The organism is Reichenbachiella sp. MSK19-1, assembly GCF_003590315.1.
Taxonomy (GTDB): domain Bacteria; phylum Bacteroidota; class Bacteroidia; order Cytophagales; family Cyclobacteriaceae; genus Reichenbachiella; species Reichenbachiella agariperforans.
Map to the genome: position 1 here is coordinate 1 of NZ_MIER01000004.1, position 968 is coordinate 968.

Annotated in this window: 1 protein-coding gene; it reads left to right on the plus strand. The window is 49.3% G+C overall.

The genetic code is table 11. From position 1 onward, the window contains the following. Positions 1–968: hypothetical protein (locus BGP76_RS08455; protein WP_370453784.1), on the plus strand; the 968-nt coding region annotated here is incomplete at both ends.

A 968-nucleotide genomic window follows, 5' to 3' on the forward strand; every position in this document is an offset into this window, starting at 1 on the left:
CTCATCAGTACCAACTACACCAACAGTAGTAAGTCAAACAACCTCAGACACAACACCAGTGATCACAGGTACAACAGGCACAGGCGGAGCATTGCTATCTGGTGAAACGATGACAGTAACTATAAACGGCGCAACGTATGCAGTCACTCCTGACGCAAGTGGTAACTGGAGTGTAGATACAGAAACCGCTACGCCAGCGAGTGGTACTTTGGGAGCCTTTAGTGATGGCAATACTTATCAAGTAGTCGCGACAGTAACCGATGGGGCAGGCAACAGTTCAACGGACGCGAGTTCAGACGAGTTAGTGATAGACACGACGGATCCAACCGTACCAACTGTAGTGAGTCAAACAACCTCAGACACAACACCAGTGATCACAGGTACAACAGGCACAGGGGCAGCATTGCCATCAGGCGAAACGATGACAGTAACGATCAACGGCGCTACATATAATGTAACCCCTGACGCAAGTGGCAACTGGAGTGTAGACACAGAGACAGCTACGCCAGCGAGTGGTACTTTGGGAGCCTTCAGTGATGGCAATACTTACCCAGTAGTAGCAACTGTGACAGACGGAGCGGGTAACACTGCAACAGATGCGAGCACCGATGAGTTAGTTATTGACTCATCAGTACCAACGACTCCAACAGTAGATGCTTTGACTTCTAACGATACAACACCAGTGATCACAGGAACAACAGGCACAGGTGGAGCTTTGCCATCCGGCGAGACGATGACAGTAACGATCAACGGCGCTACATATAATGTAACTCCTGATGCAAGTGGTAACTGGAGTGTAGACACAGAGACAGCTACGCCAGCGAGTGGTACTTTAGGAACATTCACAGACGGCAACACTTACCCAGTTGTAGCAACTGTTACAGACGAAACAGGCAACACAGCCACAGATGGTAGCACCGACGAGTTAGTGATAGACACAACTGATCCAACGACTCCAACAGTAGATG